Consider the following 17686-nt stretch of genomic DNA (forward strand, 5'->3'; position numbering starts at 1 on the left):
CCATGAGCACCGTCGACGACCTGGCCCGCCTGGCCGCCGTGATCGAAAGCCGCAAGCCCGCCAACGGCGGCGATCCCGAGAAGAGCTACGTCGCACGCCTGCTGCACAAGGGCCCCGACGCCTTTCTCAAGAAGATCGGTGAAGAGGCCACCGAGGCCGTGATGGCCGCCAAGGACATCGACCACGGCGGCGACCGGCAGAAACTGGTGAACGAAGTGGCCGATCTGTGGTTCCACAGCATGGTGGCCCTGGCCCACTACGGCCTGGGCCCGGCCGAGGTGGTGGCCGAACTCGCGCGCCGCGAGGGCCTGAGCGGACTCGAAGAGAAGGCGCTGCGCAAGGCGCAGGCGCGCGAGGCCGGTGAATGAGCGCTTGAAAGGGGTGTGGCGATGAGCGACGTGATCGACGTGGAAACCACCGACAGCGAAAAGGCCCAGTCGCTCAAGAGCGTGGGCTGGCTCAGCTACCTGCTGCACCTCATCGTGGCCGTGGGCGCGGTGCTGCCGGCCACGCAGCCCGGTGTGGCGCTGCTCATCGTGGCGCTGGTGATCGATCTCGTGAAGAAGGGCGATGCCGAAGGCACCTGGCAGGCCAGCCACTTCGCCTGGCGCATCCGCACGGTGATCTGGGCCGCCATCCTCTACCTCGTCACCTCGCCGCTGTGGCTGTTGCTGATCGCGCCGGGCTGGATCGCCTGGGGCCTGATCTCGCTCTGGTTCCTCTACCGCATCGTCCGCGGCATGGTGAACATGAACGACAACCGCCCGATGCCCCGCTGACCCCCGGACACCATGAGCGCACACGACCCCAACTGCATCTTCTGCAAGATCGTCGCCGGCCAGATCCCGTCGAAGAAGGTCTATGAAGACGAGGACATCTACGCCTTCCACGACATCAACCCCTGGGCGCCGGTGCACTTCCTGCTCGTGCCCCGGCGCCACATCCCGTCCATGGCCCAGATCGGGGCCGAACACGAACGCCTCATGGGCCGCATGCTCACGCTCGCGCCCCGGCTCGCGCTCGAGCAGGGCTGCAACCCCTACCCCGAAGGCGGCTTTCGCATCGTGTGCAACACGGGCCTTGAAGGCGGCCAGGAAGTGCACCACCTGCACGTGCACGTCATGGGCGGCCCGCGTCCCTGGGCGCGCGGTTGACCATTCGCCCCGCTCGGGCCCTTGCACTGTCATCGGTTGAACCCCGGGCGCGGCTTAGAATCCGACGCTTGGGCTCGCGCTCACCCCACCCTCTCTGGAGATTGACATGGGTACGTTTTCCATCTGGCACTGGCTCATCGTCCTGCTGATCGTCGTCATGGTGTTCGGCACCAAGAAGCTCAAGAACATCGGCTCCGACCTCGGCGGCGCCGTCAAGGGCTTCAAGGACGGCATGAAAGAAGGCGGCCAGAACGCCGCCGATGCCCCCGCGGGCCAGGCGCCCCAGCAGGTCACGCAGAACAGCGCGGCCGACAAGGGCACCATCGACGTCGAAGCCAAGCACAAGAGCTGAGCCGTCGGCACCCGACGCTCACTCCTTCGTCGCGACGACACCCGGGGCTGGTCGACAGCCCCGAAGCGTCTCTGCAAGGGCTGATCCATGATCGATCTGGGCATTTCCAAGCTCGCGCTCATCGGTGCGGTGGCGCTGGTCGTCATCGGTCCCGAGAAACTGCCGCGCGTGGCGCGCACGGTCGGCACGCTGCTGGGCAAAGCCCAGCGCTACGTGGCCGACGTCAAAGCCGAGGTCAACCGCTCGATGGAGCTCGAAGAGCTCAAGAAGATGAAGGACTCGGTGGAAAGCGCGGCGCGCGACGTGCAGACCTCGGTCGAGTCGGGCGCGAGCGACTTCGAGAAGTCCTGGTCCGAGGCCACGGCGGGCCTGAACGAGCCGCTGCGCGAACCCGGTGAAGCCGACGCCTACGGCCAGCCGGTGTTCCCGGTCTACAAGCACCCCAAGAAGAATTTCCGCCTGAAGCAGAAGGCGGTGCCGCAGTGGTTCAAGTCCCGCGCCGGCATCCGCACGCGCACCCAGTCGGGCGCGGCCCGCGTGGCCCGCTTCCGGCCCCGCCCGTCCAGCAAATCCTGATGTCCGACAAGCCCGATCCCGCCGACGAGCTCGCCGGCACCGAACAGCCCTTCGTGCAGCACCTGATGGAGCTGCGCGACCGGCTCCTCTACAGCGTCATCGGTCTGGCGGTCTGCATGGCCGCGCTCGCGATCTGGCCCGGGCCGGCCGGCCTGATCGATCTCGTGGCCGTGCCCATCCGCGCGCACATGCCGCCTGACGCGCGCCTGATCGCCGTGGGCGTGTTCTCGCCGTTCTTCGTGCCGCTCAAGGTGCTGGCCATGGCCGCCGTGCTGCTGTCGCTGCCGTGGTGGATGTACCAGCTCTGGTCGTTCATCGCGCCGGGCCTCTACAGCCACGAGAAGCGCTTCGCCGTGCCCCTGATCTTCCTGGGCAGCCTGCTGGCCTATGCGGGCATCGCGTTCGTGCAGTTCTTCGTGCTCGACAAGATGTTCGCGTTCATCCAGAAGTTCACGCCCGCCAGCGTGGCCGCCACGCCCGACATCGCGTCCTACGTCGAGGCCATTCTGGGCCTGTACCTCGCGTTCGGCCTGGCCTTCCAGGTGCCCATCGTGGTCATCCTGCTCGTGAAGATGGGCATGGTCTCGATCCAGAAGCTCAAGGATTTCCGCGGCTACTTCATCGTCATCTCGTTCATCATCGCCGCCGTGGTGACCCCGCCCGACGTGATCTCGCAGCTCGCGCTGGCCGTGCCCATGTGCGTGCTCTACGAGCTCGGTATCTGGGGCGCGCAGCTGTTCCTCAAGAACGGCCGCAAGGACGGCGAGGACGAAGAGGGCGCGGACCAGAAGCCCGCCGCCTGAGGCGGCTTCAGCGGCGGTTGACGGCCTGGCGCGCAAGGTTGCGCTTGCCGGGCGTCACCTGAACCTTCAGCGACGCTTCGCGGCGCAGCACATCGAGCTCGGCCTTTTCGCCGGGGGGCAGCGCGGCCACGGCCGACAGCAGCTGCGGCACGTCGCGCACCTCGCGGCCCTTCACCTTCGTGATCACGTCGCCCGGCCGGATGCCGGCCTGGGCCGCGGGGCCGTTCTGCAGCACGCCCGTGATGATCACGCCGCTGCGCACGCCAACGCCGAAGCTTTCCGCGAGCTCGGGCGTGAGGTCCTGGGGCTCCACGCCGATCCAGCCGCGCGTGACCTGGCCGTCCTTGACGATGGCCTCCATCACGCTGCGCGCGGTCGAGGTGGGAATGGCGAAGCCGATGCCCATGGAGCCGCCCGAGCGTGAATAGATCGCGGTGTTGATGCCCATCAGGTGGCCATGCACGTCGACCAGCGCGCCGCCCGAGTTGCCCGGGTTGATCGCGGCATCGGTCTGGATGAAGTTCTCGAAGGTGTTGATGCCCAGCTGGGTGCGGCCCAGCGCGCTCACGATGCCGCTGGTGACGGTCTGGCCCACGCCGAAGGGGTTGCCGATGGCCAGCACCGGATCGCCGATCTCGAGCGCGTCGGAGTCGCCGAGCGTGATCACGGGCAGGTCGGTGAGGCCGATCTTGAGCACGGCCAGGTCGGTCTCGGGGTCGGTGCCGATCACCTGGGCGCTGGCCTGGCGGCCGTCGTTGAGGATGACCTGGATCTCGTCGGCCTCTTCGATCACGTGGTTGTTGGTCAGCACGTAACCCGCCGGGCTGAGGATCACGCCCGAGCCCAGGCCGGTCTGGGGCTGGTTGTTGGCCTGGTCGCCGAAGAAGAAGCGGAACCAGGGGTCGGCGCTGTTGGGGTTGTTGGGGGCGGCCTTGCTGGTGTTGATGCTGACCACCGCGGGGGAAGCTGCCTTGGCCGCTGCGCGCAGGCTCACCGCGCCGGGATCGCCGCCCACTGCGGGCGAGCTGCCGGGCAGGGCCTCGAACACCGGCACCACCGAGGGCATGGCACGCCGGCCCAGCCACTGCGGCTGCAGGGTGGCGACCACGAAGAGCACCGCCACCAGGACAGTGACGGTTTGGGCAAACACGAGCCAGAGGCGTTTCATTCGGTGCGGTGGTGCGAGCGGCGGAAAACGGGATTGTCCTGCATCCCCGTGCCTTGCACGTGGCTGTCAGAATGCCGCTTTTCAAGTCCCGCCCGCCCGGCGACCCACCGATGAGCACCACCCGCGACGCACTCGCCCACGCGTTCGACGCCCTGCTGCAGCCCGCGGCGTTCAAGGACTACGGCCCGAACGGCCTGCAGGTGGAGGGCCGCGGCGAGGTGCGCCGGCTGGTCAGTGGCGTGACCGCGAGCCGCGCGCTCATCGACGCCGCCATCGAGGCCGGCGCCGACGCCATCGTGGTGCACCACGGCCTGTTCTGGCGTGGCCAGGACGGGCGCGTGACCGGCTGGATGAAACAGCGCCTGTCGCGCCTGCTCGCGCACGACATCAGCCTCTTTGCCTACCACCTGCCGCTGGACGCGCACCCCGCGCTCGGCAACAACGCGCAACTGGCCCGGGTGCTCGGCATCGCACTCGAAGACGGCGTGCGCTTCGGCGACCAGTCGCTGGGCTTCGTGGGGCGGCGTGAAGCCGCCAGCGCCCGCGCCCTGGCCGATCACGTGCAGGCCACGCTGGGTCGCGCGGTCACGCTGGTGGCCGAACCCGACCGCCCGGTGCGCCGCATCGGCCTGTGCACGGGCGGTGCGCAGGGCTACTTCGAGGCCGCGATCGCCGCCGGCGTCGACGCCTTCATCACCGGCGAAATCTCCGAACCGCAGGCCCACTACGCGCGCGAATGCGGCGTGGCCTACCTGGCCTGCGGCCACCACGCCACCGAGCGCTACGGCGCGCCCGCCGTGGCCATGCAGGTGGCGTCCGAGCTCGGCATCGAGCACCGGTTCATCGACATTCCGAACCCGGCATGAGCCGCCGGGCCGCTCCCAAGGCGCATAGCCCCGCAGTCCGTAGGACGGAGGGTAGTCCAGTGACCGATCTCCCGCTGGCCATCAGCATGGGCGATCCCGCGGGCATCGGCCCCGAGACCGTGATGCGCGCCCTGATCGAGCGCCCCGCGCTGCGCGAACGGGTCGTGGTACTGGGCGACGTGGGCACGCTGCACCGCGCCGCGCACCTGGTGGCGCCGGCCGGCCCGCCGGTGCTGGCCGAGCTCTCGGCGGTGGCCGACGCCGCGACGCGGCCACCCGGCGCGGTGGCCTTGGTGCAGGTGGGCGAGGCACTGCCCGCCTTGCCCTGGGGCGCGGTCTCGGCGCAGGCCGGCCGGGCGGCGGCCGCGGCCGTGCGGGCAGGCGCCCGCGCGGTGCTGGCCGGTCAGGCCCGGGCGCTGGTCACGGCACCGCTGCACAAGGAAGCGCTGGCCGCCGCCGGTGAGCCGTTTCCCGGCCACACCGAACTGCTGCAGGCGCTGGCCGCCGAACACCTGGGCGTGGCGATCGACGCCGTGCCGGTGCGCATGATGCTCAGCGCCCCGGGCCTGGCCACCGTGCTCGTGAGCATCCACGTGGCACTGCGCGAAGCGCTCGACGCGGTGCGCGCGCCGAACGTGCTGCAGACCGTGCGCATCACCCACGCCCACTTCCGGCGCATGGGGCTGGCGCGCCCGCGCATCGCGGTGGCCGGGCTGAACCCGCACGCGGGGGAGGGCGGGCTCTTCGGCCGCGAAGAGATCGAGCACATCGCGCCCGCCGTGGCCGCGGCGCGGGCCGAGGGCATCGAGGCCAGCGGGCCGCACCCGCCCGACACGGTGTTCATGCGCGCGCGCCAGGGCGCGTTCGACGTGGTCGTGGCCATGTACCACGACCAGGGGCTGATCCCCGTGAAGCTGCTGGGCGTAGAGCACGGCGTGAACACCACGCTGGGCCTGCCCTTCGTGCGCACAAGCCCAGACCACGGCACCGCGTTCGACATCGCGGGCCAGGGTATTGCCAGCGCGGACAGCCTGCTCGCCGCGATCGAGGCCGCAGCAGCGGCCAGCGCACTCAGCGCTTGAGGCTGTCGCGGATCTCGCGCAGCAGCACGATGTCTTCCGGCGTGGCGGCCGGCGGCGCCGGGGGCGCTTCGCGCTTGAGGCGGTTCACCTGCTTGACCATCATGAAGATGATGAAGGCCAGGATCAGGAAGTTGATGCCCACCGTGATGAAGTTGCCATAGGCCAGCACCGGCACGCCGGCCTGTTTCATGGCCGCCAGCGTGCGCGCGGTGCCCTCGGGCACGCTGCCGAGCACGACGAACAGGTTGCTGAAGTCGAGCTTGCCGAACACCAGGCCCACCACCGGCATGATCACGTCGTCGACCAGCGAACTGACGATCTTGCCAAAGGCGCCGCCGATGATCACGCCGACCGCGAGATCGATCACATTGCCCTTGACGGCGAACTCTCTGAACTCCTGCATCATGCCCATGGGCTGCTCCTCGGGGGTTGTTGTGGGCGGCATTCTCACACGCGCCATGGGCCCGGCGCCGGCTTTGCGCGGCACTGTCGCGCGATAGACCGACTGCGCTGCAAGGAGCTTCGAAAACCCGCAAACCGGTCCAGTACAATGCCGGGTTGTCCCTGAGATCCCCACCCTCGACCCCGAGAAAGACTCCTCCCATGAGTGAAGCTACTGCCAACAGCGGCCAAGTCGCTGGGGCCACCAACGGCACTGTGGACAGCAGCCGCCGGACCTGGCTGATCACCTCCTGCGCCATGGGTGGCGTGGGTGCCGCGGCCGTTGCCGTGCCCTTCGTGAGCTCCTTCCAGCCCTCCGAGCGCGCCAAGGCCGCCGGCGCGGCTGTCGAAGTGGACATTTCCACCATCGCTCCCGGCGAGAAGCGCATCGTGGAATGGCGCGGCAAGCCGGTGTGGATCTTCCGCCGCACGCCCGAGCAGCTGGCCACCCTGGAGCAGGACGAGGCCCAGCTCGCCGACCCGAACTCCAACCGCACGGCCATCCCCACGCCGGCGTACGCCAAGAACCGCCACCGCTCGATCAAGCCCGAGTTCTTCGTGGCCGTGGGCATCTGCACCCACCTGGGTTGCTCGCCCGGCGACAAGCTCACTCCCGGTCCGCAGCCGTCGCTGCCCAACGACTGGAAGGGCGGTTTCCTCTGCGCCTGCCACGGCTCCACGTTCGACGTCGCCGGCCGCGTGTTCCAGAACAAGCCCGCGCCCGACAACCTCGAGATCCCGCCGCACTACTACGCGTCCGACAACCTGCTCGTGGTCGGCGAAGAGAAGTCGGCCTGAGGCCGCGTCATCGAATCAATGAGGCTTCCCCATGGCTGAATTCAAAGAGATCTCCCCCGACGCGCCGCTGAGCCAGAAGGCCCTGAACTGGGTCGACAACCGCTTCCCGCTGAGCAAGCTCTACAACGAGCACCTGGCCGAGTACTACGCACCGAAGAACTTCAACTTCTGGTACTTCTTCGGTTCGCTGGCCCTGCTGGTGCTGGTGATCCAGATCGTCACCGGCATCTTCCTGGTGATGCACTACAAGCCCGACGCGAACGTGGCCTTCGCCTCGGTCGAGTACATCATGCGCGACGTGCCCTGGGGCTGGCTGATCCGCTACATGCACTCCACCGGCGCCTCGGCGTTCTTCGTGGTGGTGTACCTGCACATGTTCCGTGGCCTGCTCTACGGCAGCTACCGCAAGCCGCGCGAGCTGGTCTGGGTGTTCGGCTGCGCGATCTTCCTGTGCCTGATGGCCGAAGCCTTCATGGGCTACCTGCTGCCCTGGGGCCAGATGTCCTACTGGGGCGCGCAGGTGATCGTGAACCTGTTCTCCGCCATCCCCTTCATCGGCCCCGACCTCGCGCTGCTGATCCGCGGCGACTACGTGGTGGGCGACGCCACGCTGAACCGCTTCTTCAGCTTCCACGTGATCGCGGTGCCGCTGGTGCTGCTGGGTCTGGTGGTGGCGCACATCATCGCGCTGCACGAAGTGGGTTCGAACAACCCCGACGGCGTCGAGATCAAGGCCAACAAGGACGCGTCCGGCAAGCCGGTCGACGGCATCCCGTTCCACCCGTACTACACCGTGCACGACATCCTGGGCGTGTCGGTGTTCCTGATGGTGTTCTCGGCGATCGTGTTCTTCGCGCCCGAGTTCGGTGGCTACTTCCTGGAGTTCAACAACTTCATCCCGGCCGACCCGCTGACCACGCCGCTGCACATCGCGCCGGTCTGGTACTTCACGCCCTTCTACTCGATGCTGCGCGCCATCACCGCCGAGATGATGTACGTGCTCGTGGCCTGCGTGGTGCTCGGCGCCGTGCTGGGTGTGCTCAAGGCCAAGGTGAACGGTGCCGTCAAGGGCGGCATCGTGGCCGCCGCGATCGCCGTGAGCGCCGCCATGCTGTCCATCGACGCCAAGTTCTGGGGTGTGGTCGTGATGGGCGCGGCCGTGATCATCCTGTTCTTCCTGCCCTGGCTCGACAACAGCCCGGTCAAGTCGATCCGCTACCGCCCGACGTGGAACAAGTGGCTCTACGCCGTGTTCGTGCTCAACTTCTTCGTGCTGGGCTACCTGGGCATCCTGCCGCCCTCGCCGATCGGCGAGCGCGTCTCCCAGGTGGGCACGCTGTTCTACTTCGGCTTCTTCCTGCTGATGCCGTGGTGGAGCCGCCTGGGTGAGTTCAAGCCCGTGCCCAACCGTGTGACCTTCCAGCCGCACTGACCCCACGCGATCCCGGAGAAACAGAGCAATGAAGAAGATCCTTCTGGCCCTCGCCCTGAGCCTGGGTGTGAGCGGTGCCGCACTGGCCGCCGGTGGCGGCATTCCGCTGGACCGCGCGCCCCAGCGCACCAACGACATGGCCGCCCTGCAAAACGGCGCCAAGCTGTTCGTCAACTACTGCCTGAACTGCCACTCGGCCGCGTTCATGCGCTACAACCGCCTGCGCGACATCGGGCTGACGGACAAGCAGATCGCCGAGAACCTGACCTTCGCCACCGACAAGATCGGCGACACCATGAAGGCGGCCATCGATCCCAAGCTGGCCAAGGACTGGTTCGGCAAGAACCCGCCCGACCTGACGCTGGTGGCGCGTTCGCGCTCGAGCAGCGCCGGCAGCGGCCCCGACTACCTCTACACGCTGCTGCGCAGCTACTACCGCGACGAGACCAAGCCGACCGGCTGGAACAACAAGGCCTTCCCGAACATCGGCATGCCGCACCCGCTGTGGGAGCTGCAGGGCGAGCGCGCCCCGGTCTACAAGAAGGTTGAAAGCCATGGCCACGAGACCGAGGTGCTGACCGGCTGGACCCAGGTCAAGCCCGGCAAGCTGACTCAGGCCCAGTACGACCAGAACGTGGGCGACCTCGTGGCTTACCTGCAGTGGATGGCCGAACCCGCGGCCAACACCCGCGTGCGCCTGGGCGTCTGGGTGCTCATCTTCCTCGGGTTCTTCACCGTGGTCGCCTGGCGTCTGAACGCCGCGTACTGGAAAGACGTCAAGTAAGCCCTGGTGCTGGCGCGCGATCCGCGCCGGCTCCCGCCCACAGTGGCCTGCGGTGCCGGACCGGCACAAACGCATGCCACTGTTTTCTGTTTCAGGAGACGCCAATCATGATGGTCTTGTACTCGGGTACCACCTGCCCCTATTCGCACCGCTGCCGCTTCGTGCTGTTCGAAAAAGGGATGGACTTCGAGATCCGCGACGTGGACTTGTACAACAAGCCCGAAGACATCAGCGTGATGAACCCCTACGGCCAGGTGCCCATCCTGGTCGAGCGCGACCTCATCCTGTACGAGTCGAACATCATCAACGAGTACATCGACGAGCGCTTCCCGCACCCGCAGCTCATGCCCGGCGACCCGGTGGACCGCGCGCGCGTGCGCCTGTTCCTGCTCAACTTCGAGAAGGAGCTGTTCACGCACGTGTCCGTGCTCGAGTCGCGCAGCAGCAAGGGCAACGACAAGGCGCTCGAGAAGGCCCGTTCGCACATCCGCGACCGCCTGACGCAGCTCGCCCCCGTGTTCATGAAGAACAAGTACATGCTGGGCGACAACTTCTCGATGCTCGACGTCGCGATCGCGCCGCTGCTGTGGCGCCTCGACTTCTACGGCATCGAGCTGAGCAAGAACGCCGCGCCGCTGCTCAAGTACGCCGAGCGCATCTTCTCGCGCCCGGCCTACATCGAGGCGCTGACCCCGTCCGAGAAGGTCATGCGCAAGTAAGGCGCTCGCCATGAGCCTTCCCGAAGCGCCCGTCCCATCCACGCGCCCCTACCTGATCCGGGCGCTGTACGAGTGGTGCAGCGAGAACGGCTTCTCGCCCTACATCGCGGTGCACGTGGACGCCTCGGTGCAGGTGCCCATGGAGTACGTGAAGAACGGCGAGATCGTGCTCAACGTGAGCATGGACGCCACCAACGGCCTGCGCCTGGGCAACGAGTTCATCGAGTTCAAGGCCCGCTTCGGCGGCATCGCGCGCGACATCGTGGTGCCGGTCACGCACGTGATCGCCATCTACGCGCGCGAGAACGGGCAGGGCATGGCCTTTCCCGCGCCGGCGCCGATCGCCGCGGGGGTGGAGACTCCGGCACCCGCCGCGCCGGCCACGCCGCTGCGCGCCGTCACGCCCGATTCGCCAGCCACCGAGCCTGGCGACGGCGGCGATGGCCCGCGCCCTGGTGGCCGTCCGCAGCTCAAACGCGTGAAGTGACCGGCGGCGCCGCGCGCCCTCGGCGCGCGCCCGGGCTTCTCTAGAATGGCCGTCCCGTGCCGCTTTAGCTCAGTTGGTAGAGCACTCGCCTTGTAAGCGATAGGTCGTCCGTTCGATTCGGACAAGCGGCACCACCCGACCCCCACCCGCGCGGGCTCATCGCCCCGGCACTTGGACCTTGATGCGGATTGCGCTAACCTGCGCCCCGTTTTCCGCCAGCACCTCGCGCATCGCGGGCAGCAGCTGACGCAGCTTCGCAGCGGCGGCGGCGTTGCCCACCAGCAGGCACCACTCGCCATCGCCCCAGGGCCCGGGCGCCACCTGCTGGCGCAGCCCGGCGGGCATCAGAGGGCGCACCAGGGACAGGCAGCGTTGCGAGGCTTCGGCGCGCTCGCGCAGCAAGGCCAGCGTGGGGGCGGCACCCACGGCCTCCTGCAGGCTGAGGAACGAGGGCGAACGGTGAGCGGGCATGGCGCGATTTTCGCCCAGGCCCCGCCGGCAGCAGGGCCCGGGGCCCGCGAAAGGACAAGGACGTGCACATCATCATCACCGACGCCTGGCTGGCGCGTCGCCAGGCCCTTCACCTCAACGGCTGGAAGCTGATCGGCGCGGCCGTGCTGGCCGTGCTGCTGCTGATGTTCGGCGCCGTGGCGACCTACCACTGGGTGTTCCTCGAAGGCATCCGGCGCGGCTGGCCCGGCTTCGAATCGGTGGCCCGGCTGGTGCACCGCGACAACGCTGGCGACCGCGACGCCTACCTGCGCGCCAACCTCGACGCCATGGCGCGCAAGCTCGGCGAGATGCAGGCCCGGCTGATGCAGATCGACGCGCTGGGCGAACGCGTGTCGGGCCTCGCGGGCCTGGAGCCCGCGCAGTCGCGCCCGCCCTTGCCCGGCTCGGGCGGCGCCCTGGTGGCGAACCGATCGCTCACGCTGGAAGAACTTTCGCGCGAACTCGACGCGCTCGACGCGGGCAGTGGCGCACGGGTCGACTGGCTCACGGCCATCGAGTCGCGCCTGTTCGACCAGAAGATCCAGCGCTCGATGGTGCCCACCGAAGAGCCCGTGGTGGGCGTGCGCCCGGGCTCGCCCTTCGGTTTCCGCATCGACCCCATCACCGGCCAGTCGGCCCTGCACACCGGTCTCGACTTTCCCGCCGACATCGGCACGCCCATCCTGGCCGCGGCGGGCGGCGTGGTGATCGCCCAGGAATTCCATCCCGCGTACGGCAACCTGGTCGAGATCGACCACGGCAACAACCTGGTCACGCGCTACGCGCACGCCTCCAAGGTGCACGTGCAGAAGGGCGACATCGTGCGCCGCGGCCAGCGCATCGCCGATGTGGGCAACAGCGGCCGCTCCACCGGCCCCCACCTGCACTTCGAGGTCTGGGTCGCGGGCGTGCCCCAGGATCCCCAGAAATTCCTGCGCGCGGGCGAGCAGCTGGCCCGCGGGGACGCCGCCGCCAAGGCCCCGGCCGGGCGCTGACGCGGCTCAGGCCCCCCGGCTAAAATCGCCACTTCGCGCTTGAAAGCCGCGGGTCCGCCTGCATCTGCAACCGGCAATCCGCGTCCACCAGCCCCGGGCACGTCCGTGCCCCCTTGAACGACACCATCGTCCGCCCAGGTGCCCAGCGCCTGCCGCAGGCGCTTCAACATGGCCACCAATTTCCTCACCAAGCTCTTCGGAAGCCGCAACGACCGCCTGCTCAAGCAGTACCGCAAGACGGTCGATCGCATCAATGCCCTGGAGCCGCAGTTCGAGAAACTGAGCGACGAGGAACTGCGCGGCATGACCGACGCGTTCAAGCAGCGCGTCGCGGGCGGTGAGACCCTCGACGCCCTGCTGCCCGAGGCCTTCGCCGTGGTCCGCGAGGCCAGCAAGCGCGTCATGAAGATGCGCCACTTCGACGTGCAGATGATCGGCGGCATCGCCCTGCACAACGGCAAGGTGGCCGAGATGCGCACCGGCGAGGGCAAGACGCTGACCGCCACGCTGCCGGTCTACCTGAACGCGCTGGCCGGCAAGGGCGTGCACGTGGTGACCGTCAACGATTACCTCGCCAGCCGCGACGCACAGTGGATGGGCCGCCTCTACAACTTCCTCGGCCTCTCGGTGGGCGTGAACCTGCCGCAGATGCAGCGCGAGGAGAAGCAGGCCGCCTACCGCGCCGACATCACCTACGGTACCAACAACGAATACGGCTTCGACTACCTGCGCGACAACATGGTCTACGAGGCGGCCGACCGCGTGCAGCGCGCGCTGCACTACGCCATCGTCGACGAGGTCGACTCGATCCTGATCGACGAAGCGCGCACGCCGCTGATCATCAGCGGTCAGGCCGAAGACCAGACCGCGCTGTACGTGGCCATCAACCAGCTCGTGCCGCGCCTCACGCGCCAGGAGGGCGAGGCCGATCCGCGCACCGGCGAGGGCGTGATCAAGGCCGGCGACTTCACGCTCGACGAGAAGGCCCGCAACATCCACCTCACCGAGCAGGGCCACGAGCACGCCGAGCAGCTGCTGGCCAAGGCCGGCCTGCTGCCCGAGGGCGCATCGCTCTACGACCCGGCCAACATCACGCTGCTGCACCACCTGGTGACCTCGCTCAAGGCGCACCACCTGTACTTCCGCGACCAGCACTATGTGAACCAGGGCGGCGAAATCGTGATCGTCGACGAGTTCACCGGCCGCCTGATGGCGGGCCGCCGCTGGAGCGACGGCCTGCACCAGGCCGTGGAAGCCAAGGAAGGCGTGGCGATCCAGCCCGAGAACCAGACGCTGGCGTCCATCACCTTCCAGAACTACTTCCGCCTGTACACCAAGCTCTCGGGCATGACCGGCACGGCCGACACCGAGGCCTACGAATTCCAGGAGATCTACGGCCTCGAGACCGTGGTGATCCCGCCGAACCGGCCGAGCAAGCGCCAGGACCAGCTCGACCGCGTCTACAAGACCACCCAGGAAAAGTACGCCGCGGCCATTGCCGACATCCGCGAATGCCACGAGCGCGGCCAGCCGGTGCTGGTGGGCACCTCGTCGATCGAGAACTCCGAGGTCATCTCGCAGTTGCTCACCGCGGCCAAGCTGCCGCACCAGGTGCTCAACGCCAAGCAGCATGCGCGCGAGGCCGAGATCATCGTGCAGGCCGGCCGTCCGGGCGCCATCACCATCGCCACCAACATGGCGGGCCGCGGCACCGACATCGTGCTCGGCGGCAATCTCGAGAAGATGATCGATGCGGTCAACGCCGACCCCTCGCTGGACGACGCCACCAAGGCCGCGCGCGCCGAAGCGCTGCGCGCCCAGTGGCAGGCCGACCACGAGAAGGTGGTGGGTCTGGGCGGCCTGCGCATCATCGCGACCGAGCGCCACGAAAGCCGCCGCATCGACAACCAGCTGCGCGGCCGCTCGGGCCGCCAGGGCGACCCGGGCTCGAGCCGCTTCTACCTGTCGCTCGACGACCCGCTGATGCGCATCTTCGCGGGCGACCGCGTGCGCGCCATCATGGACCGCCTGAAGATGCCCGAGGGCGAGGCGATCGAGGCCGGCATCGTCACGCGCAGCATCGAGAGCGCGCAGCGCAAGGTCGAGGCGCGCAACTTCGACATCCGCAAGCAGCTGCTCGAGTACGACGACGTGGCGAACGACCAGCGCAAGGTGATCTACCAGCAGCGCAACGACATCCTCGACGCGCAGGACCTGCGCGCGCAGATCGACTCGCTGCGCGACGGCGCCGTGACCGATCTCGTGCACCAGTTCGCCCCCGAGGGCAGCGTGGAAGAGCAGTGGGACCTGCCCGCGCTCGAGAAGGCGCTGCGCGAGGAATGGTCGATCGACGCGCCAGTGACCTCGTGGGTGTCGGAAGCCGAGTCCATCGAGGTCGACGACATCGTCGAGCGCGTGCTGGCCGCGGCCAAGAGTGCCTTCGACGCCAAGGTGGCGCTCGTGGGCGAAGAGAACTTCACCTCGTTCGAGCGCGTGGTGCTGCTGCAGACCATCGACTCGCAGTGGCGCGAACACCTGGCCGCGCTCGACTACCTGCGCCAGGGCATCCACCTGCGCGGCTATGCGCAGAAGCAGCCCAAGCAGGAGTACAAGCGCGAGGCCTTCCTGCTGTTCGGGCAGTTGCTCGACGCCGTGAAGAACGACGTCACGCGCATCCTCATGAACGTGCGCGTGCAGTCGGCCGAGCAGATCTCGCAGGCGGCCGAGCAGCTCGAGGAGCGTGCCGAGGCCATCAGCAACGTGACCTACACCGCGCCCACCGAAACCGGCGACGCCGAGACCACCGCCGGTGGCGCGCGCGCCGCTGACGTGCCCCGCGTCGGACGCAACGATCCCTGCCCCTGCGGCAGCGGCAAGAAGTACAAGGCCTGCCACGGCAAGCTCGATTGAATCCGCGGCGCCGCGTCGGCGCCCATCGCTTCGGAGACCTCCATGCCCGTCCAGCTTCCTGTGCCGGTTGAAGCCGACCTGTTGCCCATCGCGGGCGTGCGCATCGGCATCGCCGAAGCCGGCATCCGCAAGGCCCACCGCAAAGACCTCACGGTGTTCCTGCTCGACGAGGGATGCTCGGTGGGCGCGGTGTTCACGCGCAACCGCTACGCCGCTGCGCCGGTGCAGGTGTGCCGAGAGCACCTCGCGAGCGGGCAGGGCATTCGCGCCCTGGTGATCAACACCGGCAATGCCAACGCGGGCACAGGCGAGAGCGGCCTGGCGAACGCGCGCCAGACCTGCGTGGCGCTGGCGCGTTCGCTGCAACTGCACCACGAACAGGTGCTCCCCTTTTCCACTGGCGTGATCATGGAGCCGCTGCCCATGGACCGCCTGCTTGGCGGCCTGCCCGCGGCGCTCACGCACGCGGCGCAGCCGCAGCACGACAGCGGCGCCCACTGGCTGGCCGCGGCCCAGGGCATCATGACCACCGACACCGTGCCCAAGGCAGCCAGCGTGCGCTTCACGCTGGGCGGCCAGGCGGTGCAGGCCACGGGCATTGCCAAGGGCGCGGGCATGATCCGCCCCAACATGGCGACCATGCTGGGCTTCCTGGCCACCGACGCCGCGGTGTCGCCGGCGGTGGCGAACGAGCTGGCTCGCCGGCTGGCCGATGTGTCCTTCAACCGCGTGACCGTGGACGGCGACACCAGCACCAACGACTCCTTTGTGGTGATCGCCACCGGCTGCGCCGGCCATGCGCCGGTGACCGACCTGGCCAGCGCCGAGGGCCAGGCCCTGCTGGCCGCGCTGACGCCGCTGGCCCAGCGCCTGGCGCATGCGATCGTGCGCGACGGTGAGGGTGCGACCAAGTTCATCACCGTGCGCGTCGAAGGCGGCCGCAACGCCGAGGAATGCCTCAAGGCCGCGTATGCGGTCGCGCACTCGCCGCTGGTGAAGACCGCGTTCTTCGCGAGCGATCCCAACCTGGGCCGCATCCTCGCGGCCGTGGGCTATGCGGGCATCGACGACCTCGACGTGGGCGGTATCGATCTGTGGCTGGGCGACGTGCACGTGGTCACGCAGGGCGGCCGCCACCCGGCCTACCGCGAGGAAGACGGCCAGCGCGTGATGAAACCCGCGGAGATCACCGTGCGCATCGGCCTGGGCCGCGGCTCGGCGTGCGAGACCGTGTGGACCTGCGACTTCAGCCACGACTACGTGACCATCAACGCGGACTACCGTTCATGAACCCGTCTTTCGAGCGCCTGCTGCAGCGGGCCGAAGCGCTGATCGACCGCATCGAGGCGGTGCTGCCGCAGCCGCTGGGCGAGCCCGACTGGGGCGCCTCGATCGCTTTCCGCTACCGAAAGCGCAGCAATGGGCACGGTGTGCTCGAGCCGGTGCGCCACGTGGCCACCATCCGGCTCGAGGACCTCAAGGAGGTCGAGGGTCAGAAGGAGCGCATCCTGCGCAACACCGAGCATTTCGTGCAGGGCCTGCCGGCCAACAACGTGCTGCTCACGGGCGCGCGTGGCACGGGCAAATCCTCGCTCGTGAAGGCCTGCCTCAACGCGTTCGCCGACCGCGGGCTGCGCCTGATCGAGGTCGACAAGGCCGAACTCGTGGACCTGCCCGACATCGTGGAACTCGTTGCCGCGCGTCCCGAGAAGTTCATCGTCTATTGCGACGACCTGAGCTTCGAGGACGGCGAGCCCGGCTACAAGGCGCTCAAGTCCATCCTCGACGGCTCGGTGTCGGCCTCGAGCGCCAACGTGCTGATCTACGCCACCAGCAACCGGCGCCACCTGCTGCCTGAGTACATGAAGGAGAACCTCAGCTACACGCACACCGCTGACGGCGAGGTGCACCCGGGCGAGGTGGTGGAGGAAAAGATCTCGCTGTCCGAGCGCTTCGGGCTCTGGATCAGCTTCTATCCCTTCAGCCAGGACGAGTACCTGAGCATCGTGGCGCAATGGCTCTCATCGTTCGGCGTGTCGCCGGCAGCCATCGAGGCGGCGCGTCCGCAAGCGCTGGTGTGGGCGCTGGAGCGCGGCTCGCGCAGCGGCCGCGTGGCGCAGCAGTTTGCCCGCGACTATGCGGGCTCGCACGGCCCCGTGGTATGAGCGCCGAGGTGCTGGTGGTCGACGGCGGCCGCACCGCCGACCAGGCCGGGCGCCCCGTGACCGAAGTGGCGGTGGGCGTGCTCATCGATGCCCAGGGCCGTTTTCTGCTGACCTCGCGTCCTCCCGGCAAGGTGTACGCGGGCTATTGGGAGTTTCCGGGCGGCAAGCTCGAGGCCGGCGAGAGCGTGGAAGAGGCCTTGCGGCGCGAACTGATCGAAGAGATCGGGGTGTGCATCGGCCCCGCGCACGCCTGGCGCACGCAACTGGTCGACTACCCCCATGCGCTGGTGCGGCTCCACTTCTGCAAGGTGTACGCATGGAGCGGGGAACTCCAGATGCACGAAGGCCAGCAGTTCAGCTGGGAGCGGCTGCCGGTGCAATGCGCGCCGGTGCTGGCGGGCACCGTGCCGGTGCTGCGCTGGCTCGAAGAAGAAGCAGCGGCGCCGCGCTGAGCCGGGCGGC

Annotated in this window: 21 protein-coding genes and 1 tRNA gene; 19 read left to right on the forward strand and 3 right to left on the reverse strand. The window is 68.5% G+C overall.

Annotated elements, in window-relative coordinates:
- Window positions 1-2 precede the first annotated feature (2 nt).
- From G9Q37_RS20915 to tatC, 6 genes are all read left to right on the forward strand, one after another.
- Window positions 3-368: a phosphoribosyl-ATP diphosphatase gene (locus G9Q37_RS20915; RefSeq protein ID WP_166230448.1), complete on the forward strand. Its 366-nt coding sequence runs from the start codon at window positions 3-5 to the stop codon at window positions 366-368.
- 21 nt (window positions 369-389) lie between these two features.
- Window positions 390-779 carry a DUF4870 family protein gene (locus G9Q37_RS20920; RefSeq protein ID WP_166230450.1) on the forward strand — a complete coding sequence of 130 codons (390 nt, stop codon included), beginning with the start codon at window positions 390-392 and terminating at the stop codon, window positions 777-779.
- A gap of 12 nt (window positions 780-791) precedes the next feature.
- A complete protein-coding gene (locus G9Q37_RS20925) occupies window positions 792-1154 on the forward strand; it encodes a histidine triad nucleotide-binding protein (protein WP_166230452.1) in 363 nt (120 codons plus the stop codon).
- Between the two features lie 106 nt (window positions 1155-1260).
- Window positions 1261-1506: a Sec-independent protein translocase subunit TatA gene (gene tatA / locus G9Q37_RS20930; protein WP_166230454.1), complete on the forward strand. Its 246-nt coding sequence runs from the start codon at window positions 1261-1263 to the stop codon at window positions 1504-1506.
- Between the two features lie 87 nt (window positions 1507-1593).
- On the forward strand, window positions 1594-2082 hold the full coding sequence (gene tatB / locus G9Q37_RS20935) for a Sec-independent protein translocase protein TatB (protein ID WP_166230456.1): 489 nt from the start codon (window positions 1594-1596) through the stop codon (window positions 2080-2082).
- On the forward strand, window positions 2082-2885 hold the full coding sequence (gene tatC / locus G9Q37_RS20940) for a twin-arginine translocase subunit TatC (RefSeq protein WP_166230458.1): 804 nt from the start codon (window positions 2082-2084) through the stop codon (window positions 2883-2885). Before tatB ends, tatC begins: the two co-directional genes overlap by 1 nt.
- A 7-nt stretch (window positions 2886-2892) precedes the next feature.
- Here the strand turns inward: tatC and G9Q37_RS20945 are convergent, their stop codons facing one another.
- Window positions 2893-4053: a Do family serine endopeptidase gene (locus tag G9Q37_RS20945; protein WP_166230460.1), complete on the reverse strand. Its 1161-nt coding sequence runs from the start codon at window positions 4051-4053 to the stop codon at window positions 2893-2895.
- Window positions 4054-4163: 110 nt separating this feature from the next.
- Between G9Q37_RS20945 and G9Q37_RS20950 the strand changes: the two genes are divergently transcribed.
- Both G9Q37_RS20950 and pdxA read left to right on the forward strand, forming a co-directional pair.
- Window positions 4164-4919 (forward strand): Nif3-like dinuclear metal center hexameric protein, encoded by a 756-nt coding sequence (locus tag G9Q37_RS20950; protein ID WP_166230462.1) that lies wholly within the window; start codon window positions 4164-4166, stop codon window positions 4917-4919.
- 59 nt (window positions 4920-4978) lie between these two features.
- Window positions 4979-6001 carry a 4-hydroxythreonine-4-phosphate dehydrogenase PdxA gene (gene pdxA, locus G9Q37_RS20955; protein WP_240936448.1) on the forward strand — a complete coding sequence of 341 codons (1023 nt, stop codon included), beginning with the start codon at window positions 4979-4981 and terminating at the stop codon, window positions 5999-6001.
- Here pdxA and mscL read toward each other — a convergent pair.
- Window positions 5991-6413, reverse strand: coding sequence for a large conductance mechanosensitive channel protein MscL (gene mscL / locus G9Q37_RS20960; RefSeq protein ID WP_166230466.1), 423 nt, complete (start codon window positions 6411-6413; stop codon window positions 5991-5993). The two genes, pdxA and mscL, sit on opposite strands and share 11 nt — an antisense overlap.
- Window positions 6414-6604: 191 nt before the next feature.
- On the opposite strand from mscL, the gene petA reads away from it, so the two are divergent.
- The 6 genes from petA to G9Q37_RS20990 all read left to right on the forward strand — a co-directional run bounded on the left by petA (window position 6605) and on the right by G9Q37_RS20990 (window position 10796).
- Complete coding sequence (gene petA / locus G9Q37_RS20965; protein ID WP_166230468.1) at window positions 6605-7240, forward strand: ubiquinol-cytochrome c reductase iron-sulfur subunit; 636 nt, start codon at window positions 6605-6607, stop codon at window positions 7238-7240.
- A 31-nt stretch (window positions 7241-7271) separates the two neighbouring features.
- Window positions 7272-8672, forward strand: a complete 1401-nt coding sequence (locus G9Q37_RS20970; protein ID WP_166230470.1) for a cytochrome b — start codon at window positions 7272-7274, stop codon at window positions 8670-8672.
- Between the two features lie 28 nt (window positions 8673-8700).
- On the forward strand, window positions 8701-9456 hold the full coding sequence (locus G9Q37_RS20975; protein ID WP_166230472.1) for a cytochrome c1: 756 nt from the start codon (window positions 8701-8703) through the stop codon (window positions 9454-9456).
- Between the two features lie 107 nt (window positions 9457-9563).
- Window positions 9564-10175: a glutathione S-transferase N-terminal domain-containing protein gene (locus tag G9Q37_RS20980; protein ID WP_166230474.1), complete on the forward strand. Its 612-nt coding sequence runs from the start codon at window positions 9564-9566 to the stop codon at window positions 10173-10175.
- Between the two features lie 10 nt (window positions 10176-10185).
- The gene (locus tag G9Q37_RS20985) at window positions 10186-10662 is read left to right on the forward strand and encodes a ClpXP protease specificity-enhancing factor (protein ID WP_166230476.1); all 477 of its coding nucleotides are present in this window, start codon (window positions 10186-10188) and stop codon (window positions 10660-10662) included.
- A gap of 58 nt (window positions 10663-10720) precedes the next feature.
- Window positions 10721-10796 (forward strand) — tRNA-Thr (locus tag G9Q37_RS20990).
- A 22-nt stretch (window positions 10797-10818) separates the two neighbouring features.
- On the opposite strand, the gene G9Q37_RS20995 is transcribed toward G9Q37_RS20990, so the two are convergent.
- Window positions 10819-11133, reverse strand: a complete 315-nt coding sequence (locus G9Q37_RS20995; RefSeq protein ID WP_166230478.1) for a DciA family protein — start codon at window positions 11131-11133, stop codon at window positions 10819-10821.
- Between the two features lie 62 nt (window positions 11134-11195).
- On the opposite strand from G9Q37_RS20995, the gene G9Q37_RS21000 reads away from it, so the two are divergent.
- The 5 genes from G9Q37_RS21000 (at window position 11196) to G9Q37_RS21020 (ending at window position 17676) form a co-directional block, all read left to right on the forward strand.
- Window positions 11196-12149 (forward strand): M23 family metallopeptidase, encoded by a 954-nt coding sequence (locus tag G9Q37_RS21000; RefSeq protein ID WP_166230480.1) that lies wholly within the window; start codon window positions 11196-11198, stop codon window positions 12147-12149.
- A gap of 168 nt (window positions 12150-12317) precedes the next feature.
- The gene (gene secA / locus G9Q37_RS21005) at window positions 12318-15059 is read left to right on the forward strand and encodes a preprotein translocase subunit SecA (protein ID WP_166230482.1); all 2742 of its coding nucleotides are present in this window, start codon (window positions 12318-12320) and stop codon (window positions 15057-15059) included.
- Window positions 15060-15101: 42 nt separating this feature from the next.
- Window positions 15102-16349, forward strand: coding sequence for a bifunctional glutamate N-acetyltransferase/amino-acid acetyltransferase ArgJ (gene argJ / locus G9Q37_RS21010; protein ID WP_166230484.1), 1248 nt, complete (start codon window positions 15102-15104; stop codon window positions 16347-16349).
- Entirely contained in the window at window positions 16346-17224 is an 879-nt protein-coding gene (locus G9Q37_RS21015) for an ATP-binding protein (RefSeq protein ID WP_166230486.1), read from the forward strand. Before argJ ends, G9Q37_RS21015 begins: the two co-directional genes overlap by 4 nt.
- The gene (locus G9Q37_RS21020; protein ID WP_166230488.1) at window positions 17221-17676 is read left to right on the forward strand and encodes an NUDIX domain-containing protein; all 456 of its coding nucleotides are present in this window, start codon (window positions 17221-17223) and stop codon (window positions 17674-17676) included. Before G9Q37_RS21015 ends, G9Q37_RS21020 begins: the two co-directional genes overlap by 4 nt.
- Window positions 17677-17686 lie beyond the last annotated feature (10 nt).

It is taken from the genome of Hydrogenophaga crocea (assembly GCF_011388215.1).
GTDB lineage: Bacteria > Pseudomonadota > Gammaproteobacteria > Burkholderiales > Burkholderiaceae_C > Hydrogenophaga > Hydrogenophaga crocea.

Coding starts and splice junctions, on each gene's coding strand:
- G9Q37_RS20915 (WP_166230448.1), top strand. CDS start 3: ATGAGCACCGTCGACGACCTGGCCCGCCTGGCCGCCGTGATCGAAAGC.
- G9Q37_RS20920 (WP_166230450.1), top strand. CDS start 390: ATGAGCGACGTGATCGACGTGGAAACCACCGACAGCGAAAAGGCCCAG.
- G9Q37_RS20925 (WP_166230452.1), top strand. CDS start 792: ATGAGCGCACACGACCCCAACTGCATCTTCTGCAAGATCGTCGCCGGC.
- tatA (WP_166230454.1), top strand. CDS start 1,261: ATGGGTACGTTTTCCATCTGGCACTGGCTCATCGTCCTGCTGATCGTC.
- tatB (WP_166230456.1), top strand. CDS start 1,594: ATGATCGATCTGGGCATTTCCAAGCTCGCGCTCATCGGTGCGGTGGCG.
- tatC (WP_166230458.1), top strand. CDS start 2,082: ATGTCCGACAAGCCCGATCCCGCCGACGAGCTCGCCGGCACCGAACAG.
- G9Q37_RS20945 (WP_166230460.1), bottom strand. CDS start 4,053: ATGAAACGCCTCTGGCTCGTGTTTGCCCAAACCGTCACTGTCCTGGTG.
- G9Q37_RS20950 (WP_166230462.1), top strand. CDS start 4,164: ATGAGCACCACCCGCGACGCACTCGCCCACGCGTTCGACGCCCTGCTG.
- mscL (WP_166230466.1), bottom strand. CDS start 6,413: ATGGGCATGATGCAGGAGTTCAGAGAGTTCGCCGTCAAGGGCAATGTG.
- petA (WP_166230468.1), top strand. CDS start 6,605: ATGAGTGAAGCTACTGCCAACAGCGGCCAAGTCGCTGGGGCCACCAAC.
- G9Q37_RS20970 (WP_166230470.1), top strand. CDS start 7,272: ATGGCTGAATTCAAAGAGATCTCCCCCGACGCGCCGCTGAGCCAGAAG.
- G9Q37_RS20975 (WP_166230472.1), top strand. CDS start 8,701: ATGAAGAAGATCCTTCTGGCCCTCGCCCTGAGCCTGGGTGTGAGCGGT.
- G9Q37_RS20980 (WP_166230474.1), top strand. CDS start 9,564: ATGATGGTCTTGTACTCGGGTACCACCTGCCCCTATTCGCACCGCTGC.
- G9Q37_RS20985 (WP_166230476.1), top strand. CDS start 10,186: ATGAGCCTTCCCGAAGCGCCCGTCCCATCCACGCGCCCCTACCTGATC.
- G9Q37_RS20995 (WP_166230478.1), bottom strand. CDS start 11,133: ATGCCCGCTCACCGTTCGCCCTCGTTCCTCAGCCTGCAGGAGGCCGTG.
- secA (WP_166230482.1), top strand. CDS start 12,318: ATGGCCACCAATTTCCTCACCAAGCTCTTCGGAAGCCGCAACGACCGC.
- argJ (WP_166230484.1), top strand. CDS start 15,102: ATGCCCGTCCAGCTTCCTGTGCCGGTTGAAGCCGACCTGTTGCCCATC.
- G9Q37_RS21015 (WP_166230486.1), top strand. CDS start 16,346: ATGAACCCGTCTTTCGAGCGCCTGCTGCAGCGGGCCGAAGCGCTGATC.
- G9Q37_RS21020 (WP_166230488.1), top strand. CDS start 17,221: ATGAGCGCCGAGGTGCTGGTGGTCGACGGCGGCCGCACCGCCGACCAG.